General features: G+C 63.2%; 18 protein-coding genes. All 18 read left to right on the forward strand.

All coding sequences use genetic code 11. The features are described from left to right. Positions 1–3: 3 nt before the first annotated feature. The 18 genes from nuoF (at position 4) to HNO79_RS05710 (ending at position 23,608) form a co-directional block, all read left to right on the forward strand. Positions 4–1,329 carry an NADH-quinone oxidoreductase subunit NuoF gene (gene nuoF / locus HNO79_RS05625; RefSeq protein ID WP_214164982.1) on the forward strand — a complete coding sequence of 442 codons (1,326 nt, stop codon included), beginning with the start codon at positions 4–6 and terminating at the stop codon, positions 1,327–1,329. A gap of 5 nt (positions 1,330–1,334) precedes the next feature. Next, complete coding sequence (gene nuoG, locus HNO79_RS05630; RefSeq protein ID WP_214164981.1) at positions 1,335–3,401, forward strand: NADH-quinone oxidoreductase subunit NuoG; 2,067 nt, start codon at positions 1,335–1,337, stop codon at positions 3,399–3,401. 5 nt (positions 3,402–3,406) lie between these two features. Continuing rightward, complete coding sequence (gene nuoH, locus HNO79_RS05635; RefSeq protein ID WP_010512945.1) at positions 3,407–4,429, forward strand: NADH-quinone oxidoreductase subunit NuoH; 1,023 nt, start codon at positions 3,407–3,409, stop codon at positions 4,427–4,429. Further along, positions 4,429–4,917 (forward strand): NADH-quinone oxidoreductase subunit NuoI, encoded by a 489-nt coding sequence (gene nuoI / locus HNO79_RS05640; protein ID WP_010512946.1) that lies wholly within the window; start codon positions 4,429–4,431, stop codon positions 4,915–4,917. The genes nuoH and nuoI overlap by 1 nt, the downstream gene beginning before the upstream one ends. 78 nt (positions 4,918–4,995) lie before the next feature. Then, entirely contained in the window at positions 4,996–5,769 is a 774-nt protein-coding gene (locus tag HNO79_RS05645) for an NADH-quinone oxidoreductase subunit J (RefSeq protein ID WP_048856890.1), read from the forward strand. Then, a complete protein-coding gene (gene nuoK, locus HNO79_RS05650) occupies positions 5,762–6,085 on the forward strand; it encodes an NADH-quinone oxidoreductase subunit NuoK (protein ID WP_010506353.1) in 324 nt (107 codons plus the stop codon). The genes HNO79_RS05645 and nuoK overlap by 8 nt, the downstream gene beginning before the upstream one ends. Positions 6,086–6,090: 5 nt before the next feature. After that, a complete protein-coding gene (gene nuoL, locus HNO79_RS05655) occupies positions 6,091–8,028 on the forward strand; it encodes an NADH-quinone oxidoreductase subunit L (RefSeq protein WP_010512948.1) in 1,938 nt (645 codons plus the stop codon). Positions 8,029–8,054: 26 nt separating this feature from the next. Further along, positions 8,055–9,479, forward strand: a complete 1,425-nt coding sequence (gene nuoN, locus HNO79_RS05660) for an NADH-quinone oxidoreductase subunit NuoN (RefSeq protein WP_010512949.1) — start codon at positions 8,055–8,057, stop codon at positions 9,477–9,479. A gap of 3 nt (positions 9,480–9,482) precedes the next feature. Continuing rightward, a complete protein-coding gene (locus tag HNO79_RS05665) occupies positions 9,483–10,277 on the forward strand; it encodes a biotin--[acetyl-CoA-carboxylase] ligase (RefSeq protein ID WP_214164980.1) in 795 nt (264 codons plus the stop codon). Between the two features lie 283 nt (positions 10,278–10,560). Next, positions 10,561–12,204 (forward strand): ribonuclease J, encoded by a 1,644-nt coding sequence (locus HNO79_RS05670; RefSeq protein WP_200409567.1) that lies wholly within the window; start codon positions 10,561–10,563, stop codon positions 12,202–12,204. Between the two features lie 309 nt (positions 12,205–12,513). After that, entirely contained in the window at positions 12,514–13,836 is a 1,323-nt protein-coding gene (gene proS, locus HNO79_RS05675) for a proline--tRNA ligase (RefSeq protein ID WP_200409566.1), read from the forward strand. Then, positions 13,836–15,080: a lipoprotein-releasing ABC transporter permease subunit gene (locus tag HNO79_RS05680; RefSeq protein ID WP_010512955.1), complete on the forward strand. Its 1,245-nt coding sequence runs from the start codon at positions 13,836–13,838 to the stop codon at positions 15,078–15,080. Before proS ends, HNO79_RS05680 begins: the two co-directional genes overlap by 1 nt. After that, complete coding sequence (locus HNO79_RS05685; protein WP_200409564.1) at positions 15,073–15,783, forward strand: ABC transporter ATP-binding protein; 711 nt, start codon at positions 15,073–15,075, stop codon at positions 15,781–15,783. The genes HNO79_RS05680 and HNO79_RS05685 overlap by 8 nt, the downstream gene beginning before the upstream one ends. A gap of 167 nt (positions 15,784–15,950) precedes the next feature. Further along, positions 15,951–19,385 (forward strand): DNA polymerase III subunit alpha, encoded by a 3,435-nt coding sequence (gene dnaE, locus HNO79_RS05690; RefSeq protein WP_010512957.1) that lies wholly within the window; start codon positions 15,951–15,953, stop codon positions 19,383–19,385. A gap of 119 nt (positions 19,386–19,504) precedes the next feature. Continuing rightward, positions 19,505–20,674, forward strand: a complete 1,170-nt coding sequence (metX, locus tag HNO79_RS05695; RefSeq protein WP_214164979.1) for a homoserine O-acetyltransferase MetX — start codon at positions 19,505–19,507, stop codon at positions 20,672–20,674. Between the two features lie 2 nt (positions 20,675–20,676). After that, entirely contained in the window at positions 20,677–21,294 is a 618-nt protein-coding gene (gene metW, locus HNO79_RS05700; protein WP_010512959.1) for a methionine biosynthesis protein MetW, read from the forward strand. A 26-nt stretch (positions 21,295–21,320) separates the two neighbouring features. Further along, positions 21,321–21,932 carry a nitroreductase family protein gene (locus HNO79_RS05705; protein ID WP_010512960.1) on the forward strand — a complete coding sequence of 204 codons (612 nt, stop codon included), beginning with the start codon at positions 21,321–21,323 and terminating at the stop codon, positions 21,930–21,932. A gap of 335 nt (positions 21,933–22,267) precedes the next feature. Next, positions 22,268–23,608 carry a DEAD/DEAH box helicase gene (locus tag HNO79_RS05710; RefSeq protein ID WP_048856882.1) on the forward strand — a complete coding sequence of 447 codons (1,341 nt, stop codon included), beginning with the start codon at positions 22,268–22,270 and terminating at the stop codon, positions 23,606–23,608. Positions 23,609–23,965: the final 357 nt, after the last annotated feature.

The raw sequence follows: 23,965 nt of genomic DNA on the forward strand, positions 1-23,965 counted from the left end.
ATCATGCTGCAGGACAAGGACCGCATCTTCACCAACCTGTATGGCCAGGATGACTGGCGGCTGGCTGGTGCCCGTGCCCGTGGCGACTGGAACGGTACGGCCGACATACTGGCGCGCGGGCCGGACGCCATCATTGCCGAGATGAAGGCATCCGGCCTGCGTGGGCGCGGGGGGGCCGGTTTCCCCACCGGGGTCAAATGGTCGTTCATGCCCAAGAAGAATGACGGCCGGCCGCATTACCTCGTCATCAATGGCGATGAGTCGGAACCGGGCACCTGCAAGGACCGCGAAATCCTGCGTCACGACCCGCACAAGCTGGTGGAAAGCGCGCTGATCGCATCCTTCGCCATGGGCGCGCATGCGGCCTACATCTACATCCGTGGTGAGTTCTATAACGAGGCCATGCACCTTCAGCACGCCATTGACGAGGCGTATGAAGCCGGTCTGATCGGAAAGAACGCCTGCGGGTCGGGCTGGGATTTCGACTTCTACATCCATCGCGGTGCCGGTGCCTACATATGCGGCGAGGAAACCGCCCTGCTGGAAAGCCTGGAGGGCAAGAAGGGCCAGCCGCGCATGAAGCCGCCTTTCCCGGCGGCGATGGGTCTGTATGGCTGCCCCACCACGGTCAACAATGTCGAAAGCATTGCCGTTTCCGCCACCATCCTGCGGCGGGGGGCCGCATGGTTTTCGGGGCTGGGGCGGCCCAACAACGCAGGCACCAAGCTTATGGCCATATCGGGCCACGTCAACACGCCGTGCGTGTTTGAAGAAGAGCTGGGCGTCCCCATGAAGGATCTGATCGAAAAGCATGGCGGCGGTGTGCGGGGCGGGTGGGACAACCTGCTGGCGGTCATCCCCGGTGGCTGTTCGGTGCCCATGCTGCCGCGCGATGTGTGCGACACCGTTCTGATGGATTACGACAGCCTGCGCGCCGAAGGCTCCGGCCTTGGCACCGGCTGCATGATCGTGATGGACAAATCCACCGACATCATCGCGGCGATCGCCCGGTTCTCGAAATTCTTCAAACATGAAAGCTGTGGCCAGTGCACGCCGTGCCGCGAGGGCACGGGATGGATGATGCGCATCATGGAACGCATGGTCGAAGGTCGCGCCGAGATCGAGGAAATCGACATGCTCGAACAGGTCACCCGGCAGGTGGAGGGACACACCATCTGCGCACTGGGTGATGCGGCGGCATGGCCGATACAGGGGCTGATCCGCCGGTTCCGTCCGGTCATGGAAGAACGCATCCATGCCTACAAGGCCGCCCATGGCGGCACGCGGCCCGTGCAGGTGCCTGCGGGCCTGGTTGAAGCTGCGGAGTAGGAACAGTGGTAAAAGTAACCGTTGACGGTCTTCCGGTCGAAGTGCCCGCAGGTTCCTCCGCCCTTCAGGCGTGCGAGGCGGCGGGCAAGGAAATCCCGCGTTTCTGTTATCATGAACGCCTGTCGGTGGCGGGGAACTGCCGGATGTGCCTGGTCGAGGTATCGGGCGGGCGCAAGCCGGTAGCGTCATGCGGCTTCCCCATCGGGGAGGGGATGCATATCTTCACCGATACCGAAGTCGTGCGCCGCGCCCGCCGCGCGGTGATGGAATTCCTGCTGATCAATCATCCGCTGGACTGTCCCATCTGTGACCAGGGCGGTGAATGCGACCTGCAGGATCAGGCTTTCGGCTATGGCGCGGACCATTCCCGCTACCGTGAAAACAAGCGGGCGGTGACCGACAAGTATCTCGGCCCGCTGGTCAAGACGGTCATGACGCGCTGCATCCAGTGCACGCGCTGCATCCGGTTTTCGACCGAAATCGCGGGCGTGCCCGAACTGGGCGGGGTTTCGCGTGGTGAAAACCTGGAAATCACCAATTATGTTGAAAAGGCCCTGACATCCGAACTTTCGGGCAACCTGATCGACATATGCCCCGTGGGCGCCCTGACATCGCAGCCTTACGCCTTTACCGCCCGGGCATGGGAACTCAGGCGCACGGACTCGATCGATGTCTGTGACGCGGTGGGAACCAATATCGTCATGCATGCCCGTGGGGCGGCGGTGCTGCGCATCGTGCCGCGCATCAATGACGAGGTGAACGAGGAATGGCTGTCGGACAAGGGCCGGTTCGTGGTCGATGGCTTTCGCCGCCGTCGCCTTGACCGGCCATGGGTGCGGGTGGACGGCAGGCTCCAGCCCGCAAGCTGGCAGGATGCCTTTTCCACCATCGCCACGCGGCTGAAAAACGTACCGGGGGAGCGCATTGGCGCGATCGCGGGCGACATGTGCGATGCCGAAAGCATGATGGCGCTGAAGGACCTTATGGAAACACTGGGGTCCAGCAATATCGACTGCCGTCAGGACGGGGCGAAATACGATACGTCGCGCCGTGACTTCTATACGTTCAACAGCGGCATTACCGGCATTGAGGATGCGGATGCGCTGCTGATCGTGGGCACCATTCCGCGGCAGGAAGCCCCGGTGCTGAATGCCCGCATCCGCAAGCGCTTCCTTGCCGCCGGACGGGGTGGCTTTCCCATCGCCATGATCGGCGCGCCCAATGCCGACCCGACCTATGCTGCCACGGTCCTGGGCGAGGGGCCGGACACGCTGGCGAAGCTGGCCGCAGGTGAACTGCCGTTTGCCGATGTGCTGAAAAACGCGAAAAACCCCATGGTCATTGTCGGTCACGGCGCACTGACCCGCCCCGATGGACAGGCAATTGCAAAGGCATGCTGGGACCTGGCGGTGCAGGTGGGGGCGATCACCGCCGGCTGGCACGGCTTCAATGTCCTGCATACGGCCGCCAGCCGGGTTGCGGGACTGGACCTTGGCCTTGTCCCCGGAACCGGGGGGCGTGACGTGGCCGGCATGCTGGATGGCGGGGTGGATGTGCTGTGGCTGCTGGGCGCAGATGAATTCGCGACCGACCGTATCGGCCCGGAAACATTTGTCATCTATCAGGGACATCATGGCGATGCGGGGGCCGCGCGGGCGGATGTGATCCTGCCCGGTACGCTGTATGCCGAAAAGCCGGGGACCTACACCAATACCGAAGGGCGGGTGCAGGAAGCCTTCCGTGCCATCATGCCGCCCGGTGACGCGCGGGAAGACTGGCGCATCCTGCGGGCGTTTTCCGAAGTGGCGGGACGCAAGCTGCCCTATGACACGCTGGAGGCCCTGCGTGCACGCATGGCGCGGGCCAATCCCGTATTCGGGCAACCGGCGTGGGTGCGCCACGGCACGACGGACACCACCGCGCCACAGGCGGGGCCGGTGTCCGTGTCCAGCGACCCGTTCCGCCCGGTCATTGCCGATTATTACCTGACCCATGCCGTGTGTCGCGCCAGTCCCACCATGGAAACCTGTTCGGGGATTTACGTGCATCCCGCAATCGAGGCGGCGGAGTAGGCAAGATGGCAGATTTCTTCTTTCACACCACGCCTGGCCAGCTTCTGCTGATCGTGCTGGAAACGCTGGCGGTGCTGGTGCCGCTGCTGCTGGGGGTTGCGTACCTGACACTGGCCGAACGCAAGGTGATGGCCGCCATGCAGTTGCGCAAGGGGCCGAACGTGAACGGTCCGTTCGGCGTGCTGCAGGCCTTTGCCGACGCGATCAAGATGCTGACGAAGGAAACGGTGATCCCGTCGGGTGCGAACAGGATGCTGTTCCTGTTCGCGCCATTCCTGACGTTTTCGCTGGCCATGGTGGCGTGGGCGGTAATCCCGACGGGTAACGGGCTGGCCATCGCCAACATCAATGTGGGCGTGCTGTACCTGCTCGCGATTTCCTCGCTGGGTGTTTACGGCATCCTGATCGCGGGTTGGGCGTCCAACTCAAAATACGCCTTCCTTGGCGGCCTGCGCTCTGCCGCGCAGATGGTGTCGTATGAAGTGTCCATCGGGCTGGTGATCGTGTCGGTCCTGCTGGCGGTGGGTAGCCTCAATCTCAATGACATCGTGCTGGCGCAGCGCAATGTGTGGTTCTGCCTGCCCATGTTCCCGATGTTCATCGTGTTTTTCATCTCGGCCCTGGCCGAGACCAACCGCGCGCCATTTGACCTGCCGGAAGGCGAAAGCGAACTGGTGGCAGGCTTCTTCGTCGAATATTCCGCACTGGCGTTCGGCCTGTTCTTCCTGGGGGAATACGCGAACATGTTCCTTATGTCGGGCATGGTCAGCATCCTGTTCCTGGGGGGATGGCTGCCGCCGCTGGGGATCGCGCCCTTTACGTGGATACCGGGGCCGCTGTGGCTGATCGCGAAGATCCTGTTCTGCCTGTTCGTGTTCATCTGGGTGCGCGCGACATTTCCCCGCTATCGCTATGACCAGCTCATGCGGCTGGGGTGGAAGGTATTCCTGCCGTTCTCGCTGGCGTGGATGGTGCTGAGCGCGGGATTCCTGATGGTAACGGGCCTTCTGCCCGGAGGAGCAGGCTGATGGGTACCTTAAGCAAAGCCGCCCGGTCCATGCTTCTGTCCGAACTGGTGACGGGCATGAGCGTGACACTGAAGGCGTTTTTCAAGCCGAAGGCCACGATCAATTACCCTTATGAAAAGGGCGTGCTGTCACCGCGTTTCCGTGGCGAACACGCACTGCGCCGTTACCCCAACGGGGAGGAGCGCTGCATTGCGTGCAAGCTGTGCGAGGCGACATGTCCCGCCGAAGCCATCACCATCGAGGCCGAACCGCGTGATGACGGCTCGCGCCGGACCACGCGTTACGACATTGACATGACCAAGTGCATCTATTGCGGCCTGTGCGAGGAAGCCTGCCCGGTCGATGCGATTGTCGAAGGCCCGAATTATGAGTTCGCGACCGAAACGCGCGAAGAACTTATGTACAACAAGGACAAGCTCCTGGCCAATGGCGACCGATGGGAAAGCGTTCTCGCACGCAGGCTTGAGCTTGATGCCCCGTACCGCTGACACCGCACGGCGGATGCGGCGCAGGTCGCCCCCGCCATGCCAGCAGGAGGAAACATCCATGCGGCAGGAAGCTCACCCATGATGACCCAGATTGTCTTTTACGTCTTTGCGGCGGTGCTGGTCCTGTCCGCCACCATGGTGGTGTGCGCGCGCAACCCCGTGCATTCGGTGCTGTTCCTGATCCTTGCGTTCTTCAACGCGGCGGGGCTGTTCCTGATCGCGGGGGCCGAATTCCTCGCCATGACGCTGGTGATTGTCTATGTCGGCGCCGTCGCGGTGCTGTTCCTGTTCGTGGTCATGATGCTGGATGTCAATTTCGCGCAGATGCGTGAGGGCGTGCAGCGCTATGCGCCCATTGGCGGCGTGGTTGGCGGCGTGCTGCTGGTTGAACTGATCATGGCGTTCACCCACTGGCGGGTGGCCTCCAACATAGGCCAGATCAGACACCTTGTTCCGTCCTCGCCCGAGCGCACCAATACCGCGGCACTGGGGGACGTGCTGTACACTCATTACATCTTCCTGTTCCAGTCCTGCGCGCTGGTGCTGCTGGTGGCCATGATCGGCGCGATCGTGCTGACGCTGCGTGACCGGCCCACCGGACGCCGGCAGGACATCGACCGACAGCACGACCGCACGCCGGCCGACAGTCTGGAAATGCTGCAGGTTCCGCTGGGCGCGGGGGTGGCGGCGCAGGGCGGTTTCCTGCGCCCGCACACGTCATATGACGTGGCGTCGGTGCCCGGCAGCTATGGCACCGAAGCGTGGCGTGAACAGGAAGTGGAAGAAGAAACACAGACCGCGCTGGTGATCATTCCCCCCGCGGCAGGTACGAAAGGACAGGACGATGCATAGCGCGATTGAGGGCATTGGCCTTGCGCCATACCTGAGCATTGGCGCGATCCTGCTGGTGCTGGGCGTGTTCGGTATTTTCGTGAACCGAAAGAACGTCATCATCATCCTGATGTCGATCGAACTGATCCTGCTGTCGGCCAACATCAATTTCGTGGCGTTTTCAGCTGCCACCGGTGACCTGTCGGGGCAGGTGATGACGCTGTTCGTACTGACCATCGCGGCGGCGGAATCCGCCATCGGGCTGGCCATTGTCACGGTCTATTTCCGTAATCGCGGCTCGATCGAAGTCGATGATATCACGATGATGAAGGGGTAAGGGAAATGCAGACGGCATCCTTCCTTTTTGAAGTGGCGGTGTTTGCGCCCCTGATCGGCTTCCTGGTGGCGGGCTGTTTCGGGCACCTCATGGGTGATAACGCGGCGCGGTTCACCACCATTGCACTCATGACCTGCGCAGCACTGTCGGCCATTGGCGTGCTGGGGTTCGAGATGGGCGACGTGGGCACGTTTGTCGTGCCCGTGGCCGACTGGATCCATGCCGCCGGCTTCCGGGCCGACTGGCAGCTGCGCATGGACATGCTGTCGGTCAGCGTGGTGGCCATGGTCACGGTGGTGTCCCTGCTGGTGCATGTGTACAGCGTGGGCTACATGGCACATGAGGCGCGGCCGGTGTACCGCTTCTTTTCATACCTGTCGCTGTTCACGTTCGCCATGCTCATGCTGGTGACATCGGACAACCTGCTGCAGCTGTTCTTCGGCTGGGAAGGGGTGGGCCTGGCGAGTTACCTGCTGATTGGCTACTGGTATGACCGGCCATCGGCCTGTGCCGCCGCCATCAAGGCGTTCGTGGTCAACCGCGTGGCGGACCTGTTCTTCCTTGTCGGTATCTCGCTGGTCTTCATCCGGCTGGGCAGCGTGTCGTATGACGATATTTTCGCCGCCATCCCCTACCATGTGAATGATACGTTCGTGCTGTTTGGCACGCATCCGCTGTTTGAAGTTATCGCGACGCTGCTGTTCATCGGGGCCATGGGCAAGTCGGCGCAGCTGTTCCTGCATACATGGCTGCCCGATGCGATGGAGGGGCCGACCCCGGTCTCCGCCCTGATCCACGCGGCGACCATGGTGACGGCGGGCATCTTCCTTATGGTGCGCATGTCGCCGCTGGTCAGCCTTGCACCCGTCACGCGCGACCTGATCGTGCTGGTGGGCGGCACCACAAGCTTCTTTGCCGCAACCGTGGGGCTGGTCCAGCCTGACATCAAGCGCACCATTGCCTATTCCACCTGTTCGCAGCTTGGCTACATGTTCGTGGCCGTTGGCGTGGGGGCGTATCAGGCGTCAATGTTCCACCTGACCACGCATGCGTTCTTCAAGGCGCTTCTGTTCCTTGGTGCGGGCTGCGTGATCCATGCCGTGCATGATGAACAGGACATGTTCCGCATGGGCGGGCTGTGGCGGAAGATCCCCTTCACCTATGCTGCCATGTGGATTGGCAGCCTTGCGCTGGCGGGTATCTTTCCGTTCGCCGGGTACTGGTCGAAGGATGCGATCCTTGAGGCCGCATGGATGTCGGACAGCGGCATGGCCCATTATGGCTGGGTCATGGGGTGTGTGACCGCATTCCTGACCGCGCTGTATAGCTGGCGCCTGATCTTCCTTGTGTTCCACGGCACGCCACGGGATGCGCACCTGCATGACGGCGCGCATGAAAGCCCGGCATCCATGCTGGTGCCGGTGGGGCTGCTGTCGGTTGGCGCGGTGGTTGCGGGCGTGGTGCTGGCGCCATTCTATATCGGTAGCCATCAGGCCGCGTTCTGGAATGGGGCGATTGCCGCCATTCCCGGCCATGACGTGATTGAACGCCTTGAACAGACGCCCGGCTTCATCGCGCTGGTGCCGACATTCGCCGCCGTATTCGGCATTGTCGTGGCCTATGTCTGCTATATCGCAAGCCCCGGCATTCCAGCGGCCCTCGCACGCAGCCTGCGTCCGCTTTACCTGTTCCTGCTGAACAAATGGTATTTCGACGAACTGTATGACGTGGCCATCATCCGTCCCTATCGCGCGATTGCGCGCCTGTTGTGGAAGGGCGTGGATGAGGACGTGGTCGAGGGCATACCCGAAGGGCTGGCCCGCCTGACCGCAGGCAGCGCGGGGCAGGCCGTGCGCATCCAGACCGGGTCCATGGCCGTCTATGCCTTTTCCATGCTGATCGGGCTGGTGGTACTGCTGACCACCATGCTGTTCTTCCGCTAACCCCAGGGACGTCAGGGCCAATACCAATGAACTGGACACTTGCGCTGCCTGAAATCGTGCTGGCCCTGTCGGGGCTGGTCATCCTGCTTGCCGGGGTGATGCAACGGCGCGGGCAGGCCTTCTTCTCCTGTGCGATGATGACGCTGCTGGCCCTGGTGGTTACCGGCATCCTTGTCGTGTTTTCGCCCGATGGCACCGGCTACAGCCATATCTTCATCAATGACGGCTTTGCCCGTTTCATGAAGGTACTGAGCCTGACGGGGGCTGCGCTGTCGGTTGTGCTGAGCGTGGGATATGCGCGGGAAATGGAAATCGACAAGTTCGAATTTCCGGTCCTGATCCTGTTTTCCACGCTGGGCACGATGATCATGGCGTCCTCGGGCAACCTCATGACGCTGTTTGTCGGGCTGGAACTGTCCTCGCTGTCCATCTATATCCTGTGCGCCTTCGCACGCGACCGGGTGACGGCGGCAGAGGCAGGGCTGAAGTATTTCGTGCTAGGGTCGCTGGCGTCGGGGCTGCTGCTGTATGGCATCTCGCTGGCGTACGGTTTTGCCGGGACGATGGAATATGCGGGCCTGCAACAGGCGGTGCGCGGCAGCGCGGTGCTGCCGGCGGGGCTTATGGTGGGGATCGTGTTCGTGCTGGTGGGGCTGTGTTTCAAGCTGTCCATGGTGCCGTTCCATATGTGGACGCCCGATGTGTACCAGGGCGCGCCCACGTCGGTCACCGCGTATATGGCCGGTGCGCCCAAGATCGCGGCCTTTGCCGTGCTGCTGCGTGTCATGGCCGGGCCCTTTGGCAGCATGACGCCCCAGTGGCAGCTGCTGATCGAGGTCGTGTCCGCCGCCTCCATGGTGTTCGGCTCGCTTGCGGCCATTCCGCAGGGAAACATCAAGCGGCTGATGGCGTATTCCTCCATCGGGCATATGGGCTACGCCATGATCGGCATGGCGGCGGGCACGGCGGAGGGCACGCGTGGCACGCTGGTCTATCTGGTGACCTACCTGTTCATGAATGTTGGCGCGTTCGCGGGTATTGTCGCCATGCGCCGCAGGGGGCGGGCGGTCAGCCAGATCAGCGACCTGTCCGGCCTGGGCCGTACCGACCCGGGCATGGCGCTGGCCATGGCGGTGTTCATGTTCTCCATGGCGGGGGCGCCGCCGCTGGCGGGGTTCTTTGGCAAGCTCATGGTGTTCTATGCCGCGATCAACGCGCATCTTTACGCGCTGGCGGCAATTGGTATCGTCAGCAGCGTGATCGGGGCGTATTACTATATCCGGATCGTCAAGATCATGTTTTTCGATGCCGCTGCCCCGGCGCTGGACCGCTCGCCTGTTTCCGTCTCCTTCGTATCGGTGGGAATGGGGCTGGTGACCACGTTCTTCGTGGTGGGGCTTGGTCCTGTCGCGACAGCAGCACAGGCGGCGGCGAGCGCACTGTTCAGGTAACGCATGACCCAACCCGCCATCTGCCCCTCCGTCGTATCCATACCCCGTGGCAATGGGGGGGCATGGCGGATGGAGGTGCATGACAGGCTGGGATCGACATCCGACCTGTGCAAGAACCGGCTTGATGCAGGACAAGGGGAGGATGGCATCGCCATCCTGGCGCTGAAACAGACGGCGGGACGGGGCAGCCGGGGACGGGAATGGCATGATCCCGGTGGCAACCTGGCCCTGTCCATCATGCTGGTGGGACCCGGGGCGGTGGTGCCGGTGGGGCTGTGGCCGTTCATCGCCGGCCTGGCGCTGCATGACGCCATGGCGGGTTATGTTCCCCCGGGTCACGCGCTGGAACTGAAATGGCCCAATGATCTGCTGCTGGATGGCCGGAAGATGGCCGGTATCCTGATCGAGACTGGAACGGAAGGCGGCGTGTCATGGCAGGTGATCGGCATTGGTGCGAACCTGCGTGGCAGGCCTGATATCGCTGGCCGCGCGCTGTCCTGCCTGGCGGATTGCGGGGGAGACGTGCCTGCGGCGCCCGAGATGGCGCGCGCCCTGCTTCACCATCTTGACCTGTGGCTGGCGCGGTATGGCGCGCATGGCTTTGACGCCATTCGCGCGGCCTGGCTGGAACGTGGGCACGCGATTGGCACCCCCATCCGGGTTGCGGCGGGAAACCAGCAGTTTACCGGCACGTTTGCAGGACTGGAGGATGACGGTATCCTGCTGCTGCGTACGTCCGCGGGTGTGCGGCGCGTGGTGACGGGCGAGGTGCTGCTGGCCCCGGTGAACCGAGAATAATCGGCCCGGATCAAGGAAAGAGATTTAAGTTGGCGGGATTACATGATAATCCCGTGCAGGATTTTATGGCGAAAGGTGTCGAGCGCCGTCCCCCATCCGGGCAGGGGGATGCGCTGCTCCACCCGCGCCAGCAGGGCAGGCGGACCGGCGGCATGCTGGCGCCAGACAGGATTTTGGCCCCGACCGGGCTGACAGCAGGGCACGCAGATCGGCACGGAACAGGCGTTCCGGGCCCATTTTTCAAACGCATCTGAAACAATGGTAACTGACACAGGATTTATTGATGAATGATATGACAGGCGTTTCATTCCTTCCGCTGGGCGGAACAGGCGAAATCGGCATGAACCTCAACCTGTACCGGCAGGGTGAGACATGGCTGGCGGTGGATTGTGGCATCGGCTTCAGCGGCAATGATACGCCGGAGGCGGAGATCATCCTGCCGGATCCGGTTTTCATTGCCGAACGCAGGGACAGGCTGGCCGGTCTGGTCGTCACCCACGCGCATGAAGACCATCTGGGCGCCATTGCCCATCTATGGCCGCAGCTTGGCTGCCCGGTCTATGTCACCCCGTTTGCCGCTGCCGTGCTGCGCCGCAAGCTGGGGGAGGCGGGCCTGCTGCAGCAGGTGCCCATCCATGTGGTCGCGCCCGGCAGCGCCTTTACGGTCGGGCCGTTTGACCTGCGTTTCGTCTCGGTCACGCATTCAGTGCCGGAATCACAGTCGCTGGTGCTGCGCACGCCGCAGGGCATCATTGTCCATACCGGTGACTGGAAGATCGATCCCGACCCGCAGGTCGGCCCCCCCACCGATCTTGAAACCTTCGCCGAACTGGGGCGCGAGGGCGTGCTGGCCATGGTGTGCGACAGCACCAATGTCCGTACCGAAGGTCCGTCCGCGTCCGAAGCCGACGTGCGGCGTGAGATGACGCGCCTCATCGCCTCTCTCGAGGGGCGGATTGCGGTCACCTGTTTCGCCAGTAACGTCGCCCGCGTGGAAACGCTGGCCATGGCGGCAAAGGCTGCTGGCCGCCGCGTTGCAGTGGTCGGGCGCAGCCTGCGCAACCTGGAGGTCGCGGCGCGCGAATGCGGTTACCTGTCGGACGTGCCGCATTTCCTGTCGGAACAGGACGCCAACTCCATCCCCGACAACCAGATCCTGCTGATCGTGACCGGCAGCCAGGGCGAACCCCGTTCGGCCCTGTCGCGCATCGCGGCAGACACCCACCCCAACATCGCGCTGGGTGAGGGGGACACGGTCATCTACAGCAGCCGCATGATCCCGGGGAACGAGCAGGCGGTGATCCAGGTGCAGGACAGCCTGACCCGGCGTGGCGTGCATGTCATTACCGACAAGGACCATCTTGTGCACGTATCGGGCCATGCCACGGGTGGTGACGTGCGCAGGCTGTATGATCTTGTGCGCCCGCGCTTCCTGATCCCGGTGCATGGCGAATGGCGTCACCTGACCGCCAATGCCGCCATTGCGCAGGAACTGAATATCGAACCCGTGCTGCTGGAAGACGGGGATATCCTCGATATCCGTGCCGACGGGGTCGAAATTGGCGATACTGCCCCCACCGGGCGGCTGGTGCTGGATGGCGGGCGTATCCTGCCCATGAATGGTGGCGTGCTGTCGGCACGGCGCCGGATGCTGTTCAACGGCATGGTGATGGGCAGCTTCGCGGTGGATGATGAAGGCTACCTGATCGGGGATCCGAAGGTCAGCGCGCCGGGCCTGCTGGATGCTGACGACCCCGAGACGCAGCGCGTGACCGAGGAATTCGGCAATGCGCTGGATGAAATCCCCGATGAACTGCGTGAAAACGACGCCACCTTCCGCGAAGCGGCCAAGACCGCCCTGCGCCGCGCACTGGGCCGCAAGCTGCAGAAGCGCCCGCTGGTGGATGTCCACCTGCTGCGGGTGTAAGGGGCTGCGGGCAGGGGCCGCAAATGATTATGGCAGGGAACGGACGGGCCGTTCCCTGCCATTTTTTTTGGTACGTTTTCCCTAAACCCGGCGTTTTTCTGTGCAACCAGATTTGCCTGCGCAGCTTACGCCCCGGACGTCGCTGCCGCCATGCCCCCTCACGCGGATGTTTTCGCTTCGGGGGGCTTTGTCCATCACGCTTCGGTGTGGCGCGGGGAGGGGACACGCACATGCCCCATTCCACGGGCGTTGTGATTGGTTTAGGGTCCGCAGCATTATCGGTTCTCATACTTCAAGGTTCATACGGATATGCGTCTGTCCCGCAGTTTTCTGCCGACTCTCAAGGAAAATCCGGCCGAGGCCCAGATCACGTCCCACCGGCTCATGCTGCGTGCGGGCATGATTCGCCAGACCGCGGCAGGTATCTATGCCTGGCTGCCGGTCGGCCTGCGGGTGCTGCGCAACATTGCGAACATCGTGCGCCATGAGCAGGACGCCGTGGGCGCGCAGGAACTGCTGATGCCCACCATGCAGTCAGCCGACCTGTGGAAGCGCTCGGGCCGGTATGACGCCTATGGCCCGGAAATGCTGCGCATCCGTGACCGCCATGAACGCGACATGCTGTTCGGTCCGACCAATGAGGAAATGATCACCGACCTGTTCGGTCAGGCGGTCAAGTCCTACAAGGAACTGCCGCAGGTTCTGTACCAGATCCAGTGGAAGTTCCGTGACGAGGTCCGCCCCCGTTTCGGCGTGATGCGTGGGCGTGAGTTCTACATGAAGGACGCCTACAGCTTCGACCTTGATCATGACTCTGCCGTCGATACCTATCGCCGCATGATGCTGGCCTACCTGCGCACGTTCCAGCGCCTTGGCGTCCGCGCGATTCCCATGCGGGCCGATACCGGGCCGATCGGTGGCGAACTGAGCCACGAATTCCTGATCCTGGCCCCCACGGGGGAAAGCGGCGTGTTCTTCGACAGCGCGCTGGAGGACCAGGACTGGCTGGGTGAAAACGTGGATGTGACCAGCCGGGACTCGCTTGAGAAGTTCTTCACCGGCATGACCGCGTTCTATGCCGCGACGGACGAAATGCATGATGCGGATGCATGGGCAAAGGTGCCCGCCGAACGCCAGCGCGAGGGGCGCGGCATCGAGGTCGGGCATATCTTCAACTTCGGGCGCAAGTATACCGAGTCCATGGATATTGCCGTAAGCGGTCCCGACGGTGCACCGCTGTATCCGGAAATGGGGTCGTACGGCATCGGCGTCTCGCGCCTTGTCGCGGCGATCATCGAGGCCAGCCATGATGATAACGGCATCATCTGGCCGGCATCCGTCGCCCCTTTCCGGGCCGTCATCATCAATCTGAAGAATGGTGATGCGCAGTGCGACGCCATCTGTGAAAAGTTGTACGCGGCAGCCCCTGACGACCTGCTGTATGATGACCGCGCCGAGCGCGCGGGCGCGAAGTTTGCCGATGCCGACCTGCTGGGCCATCCGTTGCAGCTGATTGTCGGCCCGCGCGGGGCGAAGGATGGCAAGGTGGAAGTCAAGGACCGCCGCACGGGTGAACGCACGGAGGAAACGGTGGACGCTGCACTGGCCCTTATCGCGAAAATCCGCGCCTGATGTTTGGTCCCTTCGAGCGGATGGTCGCCGGGCGGTACCTGCATGCCCGGCGGGGGGAGCGGTTCGTGTCCGTCATCGCGATCTTCTCGCTTGTGGGGATTGCGCTGGGTGTTGCTACGCTGATCATCGTCATGTCGGTCATGAACGGGTTCAAGGCCGACCTGCTGGGGCGGATTCTCGGGCTGAATGGCGATCTCAGCGTATTCGGCGTCACGCGCACCATCAGCGATTATGATGATGTGGCGGCCCGGGTGCGCAGGGTGCCCGGTGTCGTATCGGCGGCCCCGCTGGTTGAATCGCAGGTGCTGCTCAATTCCGGCAGCTACAACGCCGGCGGGCTGGTGCGCGGCATGACGCAGGCCGATTTGCTGGGGCTGCATGAAATCAGCGACAACCTTGTGGCAGGGGCCCTGGATGATTTTGGCGGGGATGACACCATCATCGTCGGTACCACGCTGGCTGAACGCGCAGGGCTGACGGTTGGCGGCAGGCTGACGCTAGTCTCCCCCCAGGGGGCGGCGACGGCGTTCGGCACCATGCCCCGCGTGCGCGCCTATCGCGTGGTGGCCATATTCGACGCGGGCGTGAATGACTACAACGCCAGCTATGTCTTCCTGCCACTGCATGCCGCACAGGTGTATTTCCAGATGCCGGGGCAGGTGACGCAGGTGCAGATCATGACCCGGGACGCGGAAAACGTGATCCCGGTCCGTCAGGCGATCGAGAAAGCCATGGATGGCAACGTGCGCGTGATGGACTGGACACAGACCAACAATGCCTTCTTCGGCGCGGTACAGGTGGAACAGAACGTGATGTTCCTGATCCTGACGTTGATCATCCTTGTCGCGGCCTTCAACGTGATTTCGTCGCTGATCATGATGGTCAAGGACAAGAGCGCAGATATCGCCGTGCTGCGCACGCTGGGGGCGACACGTGGGGCGATCATGCGCATCTTCCTCATGTGCGGGGCATCCGTGGGGGTGACGGGCACGTTCGCCGGTACGGGGCTTGGCATCGTGTTCTGCATGAATATCGAACATATCCGCCAGCTCCTGCAGCGGATTACCGGCACCAACCTTTTCAATCCCGAGGTCTATTACCTTGAACACCTGCCATCCAAACTGATCTGGTCGCAGGTGATCGAGGTGATTGCGATGGCGCTGGTGCTGTCGCTGCTGGCGACGCTGTACCCGTCATGGCGGGCGGCGAAGACGGACCCGGTGGAGGCCCTGCGCCATGAGTGACGTCCTGAGTGTGGATGCCGCCCCCCTGCGTATGGACGGCGTGGCGCGCCGGTACGTCAGCGGGGAGGAAACGCTGGATGTGCTGCGTGGCGCTGACCTGACGCTGCACCCCGGTGAAATCGTGGCCCTGGTGGCGCCATCGGGCACGGGCAAGTCCACGCTGCTGCATCTGGCGGGACTGCTGGAGCACCCGGATGCGGGCTGCGTCATGGTGGCGGGGCAGGACACGGGCGCGCTGACGGATGCCCGGCGCACCGAAATCCGGCGTGACCGGATCGGGTTCGTGTACCAGTTCCATCACCTGCTGGCTGAATTTAGTGCCCGCGAAAACGTTATGCTGCCGCAGATGATCGCGGGTGTTGCGCGTAAGGCGGCGCGTGCGCGGGCCGATGAACTGCTGGGCCTGTTCGGGCTGGGGCACCGGCTGGATCACCTGCCGGGCAAGCTGTCGGGGGGCGAGAAGCAGCGCGTGGCCATTGCCCGTGCGCTGGCCAACCGCCCGCATGTCCTGCTGGCGGATGAACCGACGGGTAATCTGGACGTGCATACGTCTGACGCAGTGTTTGACGCGCTGCTGGAAACCGTGCGGGCCCATGGGGTCGCTGCCCTGATCGCGACCCATAACATGGACCTTGCCCGCCGCATGGACCGGATCGTGACCCTGCGGGACGGGCTGGTTGTGCCGGTCGCGCCCGCTGCCTGAAAAACCGTAAAAAGGTTTTGGTGAAGCTTTTTCAAAAAGCTTCAGAGAATATTGCTTTTTTGAAAAAAGGCGGCGCCCGGAAACTTTTATCATTTTCAGGGGGAGGCAGGTCACGCCCCGCGCATGGGGGCGTGCGAATCAGATGCGGTGTGGGGTAGGATGCGGCCATGTCCCATGCCGATTTCGTTCACCTGCGTGTCCATTCCGCCTATTCCCTCAGCCAGGGGGCCATCCGCGTGCCCGAACTGGTGGCGCTGGCGCATGACATGCGCATGCCCGCCGTCGCCATTACCGATACGGGCAACATGTTCGGCGCGCTGGAGTTTTCGCAATATTGCGGCAAGAAGGGCGTGCAGCCCATCATCGGCTGCCAGATCGGCCTGCCGTCGCGCAGTGACAAGCCCGGTAGCCCGGCGGAGCCCGTCGTCCTGCTGGCGCGCAATGCGGAAGGGCTGGCCAACCTGCAGTTCCTGTCCTCCTCGGGGTTCCTGCAGCACGAAACGGATGAACCGACCGTGCCGGTGGAACTTCTGTGCGAACGCGCGGGCGGGCTGTTCCTGCTGACGGGCGGCAGCCGGGGGCCATTATTCCACATGTTGGCCGAGGGGCAGGAGAGGGAGGCCGCGCGCCTCATGGACCGCCTGCATGAAGCCTATGGCAGCCATATGGCGGTGGAACTGCACCGCCATGGACAGGCGGCGGAACGCGCGGTGGAGCCGGGCATGATCGCCATGGCCGACCGCATGGGACTGCCGCTGGTGGCCACCAATGAATGTTTTTTTCCGAAACCGGATATGTACGAGGCGCATGATGCGCTGCTGTGTATTGCGCAGGGCCGCACCATGGCCGAACGCGACCGCTGGCGGGTGACGCCCGAACACTGGTTCAAGCCGCCGGAGGTCATGCGCGAACTGTTCGCCGACCTGCCCGAAGCATGCGACAATACGCTGGATATCGCACGCTGCTGCGCCATTGCGGTGGAAACGCGCAAGCCCCTGCTGCCGGTCTGCCCCAAGGTGGAAGAGGGACAGACCGAAGAGCAGACATTGCGGCATATGGCGGTGACCGGCCTGAAAAACCGCCTGTCGCGCATGACTGTCGATGACGAAACGCGCACGAAATACGAAGAGCGCCTGGCATTCGAACTCGACATCATCGCCCAGATGGGCTTCCCCGGTTATTTCATGATCGTGGCCGACTTCATCCAGTGGGCCAAGGCGCACGACATTCCCGTGGGACCGGGGCGTGGGTCGGGGGCCGGGTCGCTGGCGGCATGGGCGCTGACCATTACCGATATCGACCCCATTCCCTTCAACCTGCTGTTCGAACGCTTCCTCAACCCCGAACGCGTGTCGATGCCTGACTTCGACATCGACTTCTGCCAGGACCGGCGTGACGAGGTCATCCGCTACGTCCGCAATGAATATGGTCCCGACCGCGTGGCCCAGATCATCACGTTCGGTAAGCTGCAGGCGCGCGCGGCGGTGCGTGACGTGGGGCGCGTGCTGGGCCTGCCGTTTGGCATGGTCAACCGCGTGGCGGAGCTGATTCCCAACAATCCCGCCCAGCCGGTGACGCTGAAGCAGGCGATCGAGGGCGAGCCGCGCCTGCAGGAAATGCGCGACGAGGACGAGGCCATCCGCCGCCTGCTGGAAATCGGCCAGCAGCTGGAAGGCCTGTTCCGCCACGCCAGCACCCACGCGGCCGGCGTGGTGATTGGCGACCGCGAACTGGTGGAACTGGTGCCGCTGTATCGCGACCCCAAGAGTGACATGCTGGTCACGCAGTACAACATGAAGTTCGTGGAGCAGGCGGGGCTGGTCAAATTCGACTTCCTCGGCCTGACCACGCTGACCATTCTGCAACGCGCGGTGCAGTTCTTGCATGGCATGGGGATCGAGGTTGACCTGTCGGCCCTGCCGCTGGATGACGAACTGACCTACGACATGCTGGCGCGTGGTGATACGGGGGGCGTGTTCCAGTTTGAAGGCGCGGGCATGCGCGACGTGCTCAAGCAGATGCGCCCGACCCGGCTGGAGGACCTGATCGCCGCCGTGGCGCTGTACCGTCCCGGCCCCATGGCCAACATTCCCGATTACTGCCGGCGCAAGCATGGCGAGCCGTGGGAGCCACCGCACGAGGAGATCCGCGATATCCTCGAAGAGACCTACGGCATCATGGTCTATCAGGAACAGGTCATGCAGATCGCCCAGAAAATGGCGGGCTACAGCCTGGGCGGGGCCGACCTGCTGCGGCGCGCCATGGGCAAGAAGATCCGTGCGGAAATGGACCGCCAGCGCGTGATCTTTACCGAAGGGGCGATGAAGCGCGGCATCGAGCGCGAAAAGGCCGCCGAGGTATTCGACCTCATGGCCAAGTTCGCCGATTATGGGTTCAACAAATCCCATGCCGCCGCCTACGCTCTGGTGTCGTACCAGACGGCGTGGATGAAGGCGAACCACCCGGTTGCCTTCATTGCCGCGTGCATGTCCCTTGCGCGTGAAAAGACCGACAAGCTGGCGGGGCTGCGGCAGGAAGCGGACAGGCTGGGCATTCCGCTGCTGCCGCCCGACATCAATGCTTCCGGCGCGGATTTCACGGTGGAAAAAATGCCCGATGGCCAGACCTATGGCATCCGCTACGCGCTGGCGGCGGTCAAGAAGGTGGGGCTGAGCGCCATGCAGTCGCTGGTGGCGGTGCGTGGTGACAGGCCATTCAGGGATCTGGAGGATCTGGCCGCGCGTCTTGACCCCCGGCAGGTCAACAAGATGCAGCTGGAAAACCTGGCCCGCGCGGGGGCGTTCGATACCATCCTGCCCAACCGTGCGCAGGCCTGCGGGGCGGCGGAAACCGTCATGCGGCGCGCGCAGGCCAATGCGCAGGAAGCGGCCAGCGGCCAGATCGGCCTGTTTGGCGGTGGCGGCAGCGCACCGGCCCAGCGTGAACCGCTGCGCCTGCCGCGCTGTGCCGACTGGCCTGAATTCGAACGGCTGAACATGGAAGCGGACGCCATCGGCTTCCATCTGACAGGGCATCCGCTGGATTCCTATGGTCCGCTTATGCGTAGGTTGGGCGCGGTCAGGGCCACGGGGCTGGAGGCGGCGGCACAGGCGGGCATCGGCCGCGTCAAGATCGCGGGCTGCGTGGTGGACCGAAAGGAACGCCCCACACGCACGGGTAACAAGATGGCGTGGGTGCGCCTGTCCGATGCATCTGGCGGGTGCGAGATCACGTTCTTTTCCGAAGTGCTGTCGCGATCGCGCGAAATCCTGGTGGCGGGCAATGCGGTGGTTGTCTCGGCGGATCTGAAGATGGATGGCGAAGCACTGCGCATCACCGCGTCCGACGTGATGGAACTGGAACAGGCGGCGGCGGAAGCGGCGGCCGAACTGCGCATATGGTTCGACCGGGCGGATGCGCTGGAACCGATCCGTGACGTGCTGCAGGGCAATGGCAACGGGCGGGGGCGGGTGATCCTGCTACCATCGGTTGCGGAAACGCGCGACGTGGAACTGACGCTGGCCGAACGCTACCGTGTAACGCCACGCGTGGCGCAGATGATCAAGGCCATCGAAGGCGTGGGTAAAGTGGAACAGTTCTAGGCCCGTAGCCAAAGCGCGGGCAGGGATGTCATGAACCTTGCATGTGCGGGGCTGCGGTGTCATACGCAACCCCTGCCTGTTTTTTTCATTGTCCCTGTCGACGCAATGCCGGATACAGAATGGACCAGACCAATCCCGCTACCACCCTGTCGCACCAGCACGTTACCTTTCCCGACGGATTGCAGCTGGACTGTGGCTTCCACCTTGCCCCGGTGGATGTGGCGTACCGCACCTATGGCACCCTGTCGCCCGCGCGTGACAATGCGGTCCTTGTCTGCCATGCGCTGACGGGCGACCAGTACGTGGCCGACCCCCATCCCCTGACGGGCAAGCCCGGATGGTGGGGGCGCATGGTCGGGCCGGGGCTGCCGATTGATACCGACCGTTTTTTCGTCATCTGCGTGAATGTCCTGGGCGGCTGCATGGGTACGACCGGTCCGCGCAGCCTGCGCGTGCGCGAAGACGGCACGGAAGAGCCATGGGGCACGGATTTCCCCGCCATCACCATCCGCGACATGGTGCGTGCGCAGCATCTTCTGATCGAACATATGGGCATTGACCGCCTGCTGGCGGTGGTGGGCGGGTCCATGGGCGGCATGCAGGTGCTGGAATGGTGCGCGACCTATCCGCATAAGGTGTTCGCGGCCATGCCCATCGCGACATCGCCCTTCCATTCGGCGCAGAACATCGCGTTCAACGAGGTCAGCCGTCAGGCCATATTCGCCGACCCGCAATGGCATGGCGGCCGCTATTGGGAATGTAACGAGATCCCGGCCCGGGGGCTGGCGGTGGCGCGCATGATGGCGCACATCACCTACCTGTCCGAAGCGGCGCTGACGCGCAAGTTCGGCCGCCGCGTGCGCACGTCCCCCGGACGGGGGACGGCAGGGGGACCTGGCGCGCTGTTTGGCGAGATGTTCGAGGTGGAAAGCTACCTGCGGCATCAGGGATCGACGTTCGTGCGGCGGTTTGACGCCAATTCCTACCTGACCATAACGCGCGCGATGGATTATTTCGACCTTGGCGCCGAGCATGATGGTGACATGTCGCGTCCGTTCAGGGGAACGCGCACGCGGTTCTGCATCATCTCGTTTTCGTCCGACTGGCTGTTCCCCACCTCGCAGGCGCGGCTTCTGGCGCGGGCACTTAATCAGGTCGCGGCAAACGTGTCCTTTGTCGAGATCGATAGCGACAAGGGGCATGATGCCTTCCTGCTTGATGAGCCTGATTTTGACCGGACGATCCGCGGCTTCCTGTGCGGGGCTGCCGAACATGCGGGGATTGGCTGACCATGCGGCTTGACCAGCGCCTGATCGCAGGCATGATCCGTCCACGGACCCGCGTGCTGGATGTGGGCAGCGGTGACGGCGCGCTGCTGGATTACCTGTTCCGCAACAGCGGGTGTGACGCGCGCGGGATCGAGATCGACATGCGCGAGGTTACGCGCTCGGTCGCCCATGGCCTGCCGGTCATGCATGGTGATGCGGACCATGACCTTGTCCATTATCCCGATAATGCGTTCGATTACGTGGTATTGCAGCGCACCCTGCAGGCGGTCGAGCGCCCGCGTGAGGTGCTGCGCCAGATGCTGCGCATCGGGCGGTACGCCATCGTGTCGTTTCCCAATTTCGGCCACTGGCGCCTGCGCCTGCAGCTTCTGCTGCGTGGGCGCATGCCCATGACCAGCGTGTGGAGCACGCCGTGGTACGACACGCCCAACATCCACCCATGCACGATCCTCGACTTTTTGACGCTGTGTCGCGATGAGGGCTATGTTGTCCAGCAGTGGATGGCCGTTGATGAAGACGGCGAGCGTGCACCGTGGCGGCGTTCGATCCGGCTGGCCAACCTGTTCGGGGAGCAGGCGCTGTTTCTGTTGCGGCGCAAGGACACCACCCCCCGGAAATAAAGTCGCCACGGTGGGGAGAAGTGATAGTGGATACTCTTGAGGCCATCCGGACCCGGCGCGCCATCCGCGCGTATGACCCGACGCATGAGATCAGTCCGGCGGACCTGCACGAACTGCTGTCGGCTGCCCGCCATGCCCCTTCGGCGTTTAATATCCAGCACTGCCGTTTCGTAGTGGTGAAGGACCCGGCCCTGCGTCGTGAACTGCGCAAGGTGGCGTGGGACCAGCCGGATGTGACCGATGCTTCCGCCCTGATCGTGATCTGTGCCGACCGTGATGCGTGGAAGAAGGATCCGGCCCGTTATTTCGATGGCGCGCCCGATGACGTGAAGCAGCGCATGGCCGACATGATCCGGGGCTATTACGACGGTCGCGAATGGGTCCAGCAGGACGAAACCATGCGCAGTGCAGGGCTTGCGGCACAGACCCTCATGCTGGCCGCGACGGCCAGGGGGTACCAGTCCTGTCCCATGGACGGGTTCGATTATGATGCGGTCGGCCGGCTGATCAACCTGCCCGCCGACCATGTGGTGGCGATGTTTGTCGTCATTGGCAAAGGCACGGAACAGGCCCCGCCGCGCGTGGGCAGGCTGCCCGATGCCGAGGTCATCCTGACTGACCGCTTTCCCCCGGCCTGAACCGGGGGCGTCCCGCATGGCGGGACAAAAAGGGGAGGAAGGCTGCATGAAAAAGCTTGCGGTCCTTCCTGCAACCCTATACAGCCTCACGCTTGGGAACAGACCGCGCCTGTTCCCTGTGCTGGTTTGATTGCACGTGTCCTTGACGCGGGGGACACGATACAGAAGCAGACTGGACCGGCCTTTATCCCTTACATGATATCCTTGCGACGACAGACCGAGTGCCCCCGTGCATACAAGGGCCGGTGTCGGGTATGTCTGTCAGTTCGCCATCCGGGCATGCAGGTTCCTGTACGCCCCGCGGCCCTGTTTTTTCGCGCCAGGAGGCGCCATTCATGACAACGTTTGCCGATCTTCATCTTGCAGAGCCGCTGCTGCGGGCACTGGACGAGGAAGGCTACGCCACGCCCACCCCCATTCAGGCTGGCGCCATTCCCTATCTGCTGGAAGGGCGTGACCTGCTGGGGCTGGCACAGACCGGAACAGGCAAGACCGCGGCTTTCGCGCTGCCGATCCTTGACCGGCTTTTCCGCGAAAAGGGCCGTGCCCACCCCAAGGGCGCGCGCGCGCTGGTGCTGGCGCCGACCCGCGAACTGGCTTCCCAGATCGGGGAAAGCTTCGCATCCTACGCCCGCCACATGCGCTTCAGCCATGCCGTCGTATTCGGCGGCGTAGGTCAGGGACGCCAGATCGAGGCCCTGCGCCGTGGCGTGGACGTGCTGGTTGCCGCCCCCGGCCGCCTGCTGGACCTGATGGGACAGGGGCATGTCGACCTGTCCGGGCTTGAGGTACTGGTGCTGGACGAAGCCGACCGCATGCTGGACATGGGCTTCGTGCGCGATATCCGCAAGATTGTCGCGGCCCTGCCGACCGACCGGCAGACGCTGCTGTTTTCGGCAACCATGCCCAAGACCATTTCCGATCTGGCGCATGGCCTGCTGCGTGATCCCGCCACGGTGCAGGTCACCCCGCCATCCAGCACGGTGGACCGTATCCGCCAGGCCGTGATGTTTGTCGATACCGGCAACAAGCGCGAGGCGCTGAAGCTGCTGGTTGATTCGCCCAAGGTCGAACGTGCCGTGGTCTTCACGCTGATGAAGCATGAAGCCAACAAGGTGGCGGCCTTCCTGAACGAACACGGAATCACGGCCGAAGCCATTCATGGCAACAAGTCGCAGGGTGCGCGTGAACGTGCCATGTCCGGGTTCCGGTCGGGCAACGTCAAGGTGCTGGTGGCGACCGATATCGCCGCCCGTGGCATTGACGTGGATGACGTGACCCACGTGTTCAATTACGACCTGCCCAACGTGCCCGAAAGCTATGTGCACCGCATTGGCCGCACGGCGCGTGCCGGGCGTGAAGGCTGGGCCGTTTCCTTGTGTGATGCGGAACAGCGGGCGTGGCTGCGCGATATTGAAAAGAATATCGGCAAGAAGATCCCGGTCGTGTCCGAACATCCCTACCATTCGGAAGGGGCCGAGAACTCCACCATGCGTCCGCCCGTGCTGGGCGGCGGGGGTGGTCGTGGCCGCGGTGGCGGCGGTGGCCGTTCCGGTGGCGGACGCCCCGGTGGCGGTGGTCGCCCGGCGGGTGGTGGCCGTCCGCCCGGTGGTGGTCGTGGCGGCCGTCCCGGCGGCGGTGGCCGCCCGGGCGGTGCATCGCGCCGCGCGGTCTGACCATACGCGGCGGTTCCGCCCGGTGTGATGATATGGGAAAGGCATCCGGTCCATGTGACCGGGTGCCTTTTTTACGTTTTATCAGCGGGGCAGGGCAGTGCAGGTAGCTTTTACCGAGTAATCCGGTCGCGATGATTTGTCATGCAATGTATATTCATGATTTGTATCCATGCCGATATTATGCACGCGGGACGAGATTTATTTCGGGCAGGCGGTATTCAAAAATAAATCTGCATTTCACATAAGACCTTGCGGTTCCGACAGTGCGTCATTTATTGTTCCTTCCCATTGAGAAAGCCACGGGAAAGAGACACTTTTTTCAGCGGAACCATTTACCATAGAAAACAAGATCATACG

This window comes from Komagataeibacter oboediens (genome assembly GCF_018491655.1).
GTDB classification, from domain to species: domain Bacteria; phylum Pseudomonadota; class Alphaproteobacteria; order Acetobacterales; family Acetobacteraceae; genus Komagataeibacter; species Komagataeibacter oboediens.

What these genes read in the sequence shown, in the direction of transcription:
- nuoF (WP_214164982.1), top strand. Translation starts at nt 4, where the DNA reads ATGCTGCAGGACAAGGACCGCATCTTCACCAACCTGTATGGCCAGGAT.
- nuoH (WP_010512945.1), top strand. Translation starts at nt 3,407, where the DNA reads ATGGCAGATTTCTTCTTTCACACCACGCCTGGCCAGCTTCTGCTGATC.
- nuoI (WP_010512946.1), top strand. Translation starts at nt 4,429, where the DNA reads ATGGGTACCTTAAGCAAAGCCGCCCGGTCCATGCTTCTGTCCGAACTG.
- HNO79_RS05645 (WP_048856890.1), top strand. Translation starts at nt 4,996, where the DNA reads ATGATGACCCAGATTGTCTTTTACGTCTTTGCGGCGGTGCTGGTCCTG.
- nuoK (WP_010506353.1), top strand. Translation starts at nt 5,762, where the DNA reads ATGCATAGCGCGATTGAGGGCATTGGCCTTGCGCCATACCTGAGCATT.
- nuoL (WP_010512948.1), top strand. Translation starts at nt 6,091, where the DNA reads ATGCAGACGGCATCCTTCCTTTTTGAAGTGGCGGTGTTTGCGCCCCTG.
- nuoN (WP_010512949.1), top strand. Translation starts at nt 8,055, where the DNA reads ATGAACTGGACACTTGCGCTGCCTGAAATCGTGCTGGCCCTGTCGGGG.
- HNO79_RS05665 (WP_214164980.1), top strand. Translation starts at nt 9,483, where the DNA reads ATGACCCAACCCGCCATCTGCCCCTCCGTCGTATCCATACCCCGTGGC.
- HNO79_RS05670 (WP_200409567.1), top strand. Translation starts at nt 10,561, where the DNA reads ATGAATGATATGACAGGCGTTTCATTCCTTCCGCTGGGCGGAACAGGC.
- proS (WP_200409566.1), top strand. Translation starts at nt 12,514, where the DNA reads ATGCGTCTGTCCCGCAGTTTTCTGCCGACTCTCAAGGAAAATCCGGCC.
- HNO79_RS05680 (WP_010512955.1), top strand. Translation starts at nt 13,836, where the DNA reads ATGTTTGGTCCCTTCGAGCGGATGGTCGCCGGGCGGTACCTGCATGCC.
- HNO79_RS05685 (WP_200409564.1), top strand. Translation starts at nt 15,073, where the DNA reads ATGAGTGACGTCCTGAGTGTGGATGCCGCCCCCCTGCGTATGGACGGC.
- dnaE (WP_010512957.1), top strand. Translation starts at nt 15,951, where the DNA reads ATGTCCCATGCCGATTTCGTTCACCTGCGTGTCCATTCCGCCTATTCC.
- metX (WP_214164979.1), top strand. Translation starts at nt 19,505, where the DNA reads ATGGACCAGACCAATCCCGCTACCACCCTGTCGCACCAGCACGTTACC.
- metW (WP_010512959.1), top strand. Translation starts at nt 20,677, where the DNA reads ATGCGGCTTGACCAGCGCCTGATCGCAGGCATGATCCGTCCACGGACC.
- HNO79_RS05710 (WP_048856882.1), top strand. Translation starts at nt 22,268, where the DNA reads ATGACAACGTTTGCCGATCTTCATCTTGCAGAGCCGCTGCTGCGGGCA.